Source organism: Streptomyces sp. NPDC006458 (genome assembly GCF_040612135.1).
Classification (GTDB): domain Bacteria; phylum Actinomycetota; class Actinomycetes; order Streptomycetales; family Streptomycetaceae; genus Streptomyces.
The window spans coordinates 1-5,321 of sequence record NZ_JBEXPR010000073.1 but is presented as its reverse complement, the minus strand read 5'-3'; the positions used below and the strand labels follow the sequence as shown (position 1 = coordinate 5,321).

At 70.4% G+C, this 5,321-nt stretch carries 3 protein-coding genes and 2 pseudogenes; 3 read left to right on the top strand and 2 right to left on the bottom strand.

The window, feature by feature from the left end; translation table 11 throughout:
* Positions 1 to 291, top strand: a pseudogene (locus ABZZ79_RS39400) (ABC transporter substrate-binding protein); the annotation flags it as partial.
* Here the strand turns inward: ABZZ79_RS39400 and ABZZ79_RS39395 are convergent.
* Together ABZZ79_RS39395 and ABZZ79_RS39390 are read right to left on the bottom strand one after the other, a co-directional pair.
* Entirely contained in the window at positions 288 to 986 is a 699-nt protein-coding gene (locus tag ABZZ79_RS39395) for an alpha/beta hydrolase (protein WP_356697460.1), read from the bottom strand. The pseudogene ABZZ79_RS39400 and the gene ABZZ79_RS39395 sit on opposite strands and share 4 nt — an antisense overlap.
* Positions 987 to 2,468: 1,482 nt before the next feature.
* A pseudogene (locus tag ABZZ79_RS39390) lies at positions 2,469 to 3,668 on the bottom strand (helix-turn-helix domain-containing protein); the annotation flags it as partial.
* A gap of 382 nt (positions 3,669 to 4,050) precedes the next feature.
* Here ABZZ79_RS39390 and ABZZ79_RS39385 point away from each other — a divergent pair.
* The gene (locus tag ABZZ79_RS39385) at positions 4,051 to 4,278 is read left to right on the top strand and encodes a hypothetical protein (RefSeq protein ID WP_356697458.1); all 228 of its coding nucleotides are present in this window, start codon (positions 4,051 to 4,053) and stop codon (positions 4,276 to 4,278) included.
* Between the two features lie 40 nt (positions 4,279 to 4,318).
* Positions 4,319 to 5,206, top strand: a complete 888-nt coding sequence (locus ABZZ79_RS39380) for a GNAT family N-acetyltransferase (RefSeq protein ID WP_356697456.1) — start codon at positions 4,319 to 4,321, stop codon at positions 5,204 to 5,206.
* Positions 5,207 to 5,321: the final 115 nt, after the last annotated feature.

Sequence of the window (5,321 nt, the reverse complement as noted above, 5' to 3'; positions counted from 1 at the left end):
ACACCCATCAGCATCGAATGGGACTTCCTCAACCTGAAGCACATCGACGAGCTGCGCGGGACGAACGTGGACTGGAAGGTGTCCATCCCCTTCGATGGCAGCTTCTCCCAGTACTACGCGCAGGCGATCAACACGTACGCGCCCCACCCGGCGGCCGCCCGCCTGTGGGAGGAGTACCTGGCCAGCCCTGAGGGACAGAACCTGCGCCTCAAGGACTACGCCCGGCCGGTTCTGATGGTGCCGGCTGACCGGACTCCGGGAAGCGCAAAAGCCCTTCCCGGCAGAGGCTAGGCCGGGCCGTTGGTTCCGTCAGCGGCCTGGGCGATGACGGCGGCCACGACGGCGGGACGGGAGACGTAGACGGCGTGGCTGCCGGGGGTCTCGGAGACGGTGGCCCCGGCCCGTTCGGACATGGCGCGCTGGGCGGCCGGCGGGATCATGCGGTCGTCCGTGGCGACCAGGTACCAGGACGGCTTGGTCTGCCAGGCCGGCTCGGAGACGGCTCCTTCGAGGGCCTCGACGCCCCAGGGGACCTGCGAGTCGGCCATGAAGGCCGCCAGCTTCTCGGGCACGTCCGCGGCGAAGGACGCCGCGAACCTGTCCCGGTCCAGGAGCAGGAACCCGTCCTGGGGCGGCAGGATCGGCGGGACCGGCGCCCCGGGCGGCGGGTCGGCGATCAGGGAGCCGACCGACTCGCCCTTGTCCGGCGCGAACGCGGCGATGTAGGCGAGCGCTGCGACGTTGGGGTGGGCGCCGGCCTCGGTGATGACGACACCGCCGTAGGAGTGGCCGACCAGCACGGCCGGGCCGTCGAGACCGTCGAGGACCTGGCGGGTGGCGGCGACGTCCCCGGCCAGCGACAGGGTCGGGTTCTGCACGACGGCCAGGTTGTAGCCGTCGGCGGCCAGGTGCTCGTAGACCCCCTGCCAGCCCGATCCGTCCACGAAACCGCCGTGCACGAGAACGATGTTCCTGATGGTTGCCATGGACACTCCCGGCGTGGAGGGACAGCGCCTTGCCGTCTGCCCCGGTACGTCCAGTGAAGTCGAAGGGCCACCGCGGGGCCACGCAGAACAGCACGCAGAAGTAGCCGTCCGACGTTTGCGGCCCACGCCTCGGCCTGCGGCCAGGGCGTGGCAGCGGTCGCTCGCCGCCTTGTCACCGATCGCTCCGTAGACCTGCGCCGCCCGTGCGTAGGCGCGGCGGCCTTCGCCGGTCCGGCTTTGCTCGGCTAGCAGGGCGGCCAGGGTTTCCAGGGCGTCGGCCTGTCGGTAGTCGGACACCCGGAGCCTATCCAGGAGGTCGATTCCCTCGCTGAGCGCGGTGATTGCCTCCGCACGGCGGCCGAGGTGTCCGAGGCAGGAGCCGATGCGGATCAGCGCCATAGGCCGGCTGTGCGTGGCGACGGCCGGTGTCATCCCCGACTCCGGGTCGTCCACCAGGGCGAGCAGTTCGAGGTAGCGCTCCAGCGCTTCGGTGTAGCGCTCGTCGTCGAAGAGGCACTTGGTGATGGCGGCATTGCTCTGGACGTAGGAGTCGATGTCGCCGATGGCCTTGAACATTTGTGCTGCCCGGGACGATGACGCGACGGCCTCGTCGGGCCGGCCGAGCAGGAACTGTGCCGATGCGGTGTACTCGTGTGCCCAGGCGATCTGTGCGGTGGCGTCGGCCCGGGTGGCCAGCTCAAGCGCCTGGGCCGCGTGCCGCAGTACGGCCTGAGGGTCGCTGGGCGGCACCGAATGGACCCAGGCCAGGTAGTTCAGCTGGGTCGCCTGCTGCGCCAGGTCGCCGATGGCGGCGGCGGCCTGCGCCCCCAGCGTGAAGACCTCCTGCCAGTGCGGGCCGTGCGCCCAGCGGTCGGAGAACCAGTGCATCGATTCCGCGCAGTCGAGGACAAGGGCGTGCCAGCCGCTGCCGGCCGCGGCCCGCACCGCTCCCAGCCAGTTGTCCGCGTTCGCCCGCAGCCACCAGTCGGCCTCTTCCGCCGAGGTCAGCGCGGCGAGATCGGCGTCGGGCCGACCGTAGCCGGGCTCGAACCATCGCCCGGACATCGTGGCCATCCGCAGCAGCCACGACGTCACCGTCTCCGTCAGCGCCTCGCGCTCGCCGGTGGCCTCCTCCTCGTGGAGCCGGTCGCGGGCGAACAAGCGGACCAGGTCGTGGAAGCGGTAACGACCCGCGCCGCTGTCGTGGAGCAGGCCGAGGTCGACGAGGTCGTCGAGAGCCTCCCAGGCGTCCTCGTCCGCCATCCCGCCGGCGACGGAAGCCAGCGCTGCGTCGAAGTCCGGTCCCGGCACAACAGCGAGCCGGCGGAACATCCGCCGCGCAGAATCGCCGAGCTGCTCGTACGACATCCCGAACGCATTGGCGATCTTGAGGTCGCCCGCCTTGAACTGATCCAGCCTGCGCTCCTCGTCCGCCAGCCGCGTGGCGAGTTCGGCGGCGTCCCATCCGGGCCGGCTGACCAGGCGGTTTCCGATGATCCGCAGGGCCAGAGGCAGACCGCCGCACAACTCAGCGAGCCGGGTCAGAGCCCCTTGCCCGTCGGAGGCGGAACGCTCGCCCAGGATGCCGGCCAGCAGTTCCACGGACTCTGGCAACGGCAGGGGCCCCAGGACCAGCCTGCGCACGCCCTCCAGGCCCGGCAGCAGCCGCCGGGTGGTGACCAGCGCCCGGCCCGCGCCGCCTGCGGGCAGCAGCGGGCGCACCTGTTCCTCCGACGTGGCGTTGTCCAGGACCACCAGGACACGCCTGTCCCGCAGCAGCGACCGGTACAGGGAAGACCGCTCCTGGGTGTCGCCCGGGATCTGCCGGTCCGCGACACCGAGCGCGCGCAGCACCAGCTGCAGAGCGTCCGCGGCAGCCAGCGGCCGCTGGGACATGCCGTGCAGATCGACGAAGAGCACCCCGCCGGAAAAGCTCGGCCGTACCGAATGAGCGGCCCGGACCGCGAACGTGGTCTTCCCCAGGCCCGCGGAACCCGTGACGAGCCCCACCACACCGACACCCGGCGACCTCTCGGCGTACACCAGCTCGCTCACCCACACCAGTTCCGCGGCCCGGCCGGTGAAGTCATCGACCGACCGGGGCAATTCACACAGACCAGTCGGACGCGTCCAGTGATCCCGCAACCGGCCCTCGCGCGCCAGCTCGATCAGTTCTCCGCGGACATCGCCCTCCAGCGCGAGCGCGTCCGCCAGCGCGGTCACGGTCCGCTGCTGAGGGCCTCTGCTGCGTTCGCGTTCCATGTCCGACAGAGTCCGGGCACTGACCCCCGACACCTCGGCCAGCTGCTCCAGCGTCCAGCGTGCCGCACGCCGATGAGCGCGTAACGCCTCCCCGAAACCAGGACGTCCCGTGATGACGCCACCCCCCTTCCGCGGCGAAGCCTCCCCACCCGCCGCAAACCGAGCAGCGGCCTGCTCGGACCGTCCAAACCCGAGCACGTTCCCACCGCTGCCCCGCACCGAGGAAACCACGTCGGCAACCGGTCCGCTCCCGAGCCGCCAGACATACAGCCTGGCGCCGCTCGCCGACTGGCCACGATGCCCGACGAAGCACTGCCAGGGGCCCGCGGCAGGGCGGGCCGCGGGGTTCGCCGTGTCGCACGCGCGGCCGGGCAGGACGGGCGTAGATATGGCCGTGTGATCCTTTCTGCGCCGATCCATCCGATGCTTGCCGAAGCCCGGCATGAGCTGCAGCCGGACGGGGCGCTGCCCGGGGCGCTGCAGTTCGAGCAGAAGGCCGACGGGTACCGGTGTGTGGTGTTCGCGCGCGGCGGCATGGTGCGGGTGCAGTCCCGGCGCGGGGCTGATCTCACCCCACGTTCCCGGCCGTCGCGCGGGCCGCGTCCGGCGTCGACGAGAACCTGGTCCTGGACTGCGAACTCGTCGTGCCCGACGAAGGCCGCCTCGACTTCGGCGCCCTGCAGCGCCGGGCACGCCACCGCGGCCGCACCGCCACCTCGAAGACGGATACCGGCACGGCAACGAAGCCACCAGGTACCTGCTGCCGGGCCGAGCTCCTGGGCGCCCCCGCAACCCTGCGGGGTTGTCCGACAAACTCAAGCGCTACGACCTGCCCGCACGCGCAGCCCGGAACACGGCCATGATGCAAGCGCTCGCCGACCTGCCACCCGTCGTGCTCTCCGACTTGATCGGCATCCAGCCGAGAACCGCGGAACGCTTCGCAGCCATGGCCGGCGAGAACTGGTCCCACTACCTGGCCGCGACTCGCCCGCACCAAACGATAGGACGGGACGTGGCTGAAAGGAGTTGAAGGAGCGGCCCCGAGTCGAGGTCGTCCGGGAACATGAAGCATGCATCCGGATGACTGGCACCTCACCCAGGACGTCGACGCCTTCCTTGCCCGAGCTGGGCACTTCCTGCGTTCGCGCGCTGCCCTGCATAACACGCCGCTGACGGACATCGAGAAGCTGCGGACAAACAGGGCGGCCGAGTCCGACGACGAAGCCGCCATTTTCGGCCAACTAGAGTCGCAGGGTGAGGTTCGCGCGATCTTCTATCTCACTCCCCTCGGACGCCTGGGTCTCACACCCCTCTCTGTCGAGCAGACCGACACCCTCGCTGCATACCTGGCCGGCCTGGGTCACTCACCCGCCCATGTCATCGCGGAGCACAACACCGCTGGCGCCTTCTCCGAGGCATGGCAGAAGCACATGGGCGCGGCGTCGGCACCTTTCTGGAAGACGCATCTCTACCGTCTCGGCACGCTCACCCCGCCGCAGCCGCGCCCGGAAGGCCAGGGCCGCCTCACGGGCCGTAAGGACCGTGACCAAGTCGTGCGCTGGTGCCGTGAGTTCTGCGTCGACGTCGGGGAGCAACATTCCATCGACTTGATCGACGCCGGCTCCTGGGACGACTCGCGTTTCGGCGACAGGCACTTCATGTTCTGGGAGACCCCGGAGGGCGTCCCCGTCTCGATGGCGGCCTCGACCTCGGTCGTCGGCGGCATGGTCCGAGTGGATCCCGTCTACACCCCGGCCCACCTCCGCGGCCGCGGCTACGCCGGAGCTGTGACGGCCGAGGCCAGCAGGGCGGCACATGCCGCCGGGGCGACGGACGTCGTCCTGTTCACAGACCCGGACAACCCCACAAGCAACGCCCTCTACCAGCGCATCGGCTACGTCCATCTCGCCGACTTCGCCGGATACAGGTTCTCCTACGGCGCGCCAGAGGCCGGATGACTGGCGCCCCTGGACAGCGGCCTAACGAGCTCGTGCACGGTAGGCGGTGAGGCGTCGAGCATCGCGGCGGGGCTCGGCATTCACATCGGTCGTGCTGATGTCAGGTCCGCGGTCT

Excerpts from the sequence above, each read along its gene's own strand:
- ABZZ79_RS39395 (WP_356697460.1), bottom strand. The coding sequence starts at position 986 with ATGGCAACCATCAGGAACATCGTTCTCGTGCACGGCGGTTTCGTGGAC.
- ABZZ79_RS39380 (WP_356697456.1), top strand. The coding sequence starts at position 4,319 with ATGCATCCGGATGACTGGCACCTCACCCAGGACGTCGACGCCTTCCTT.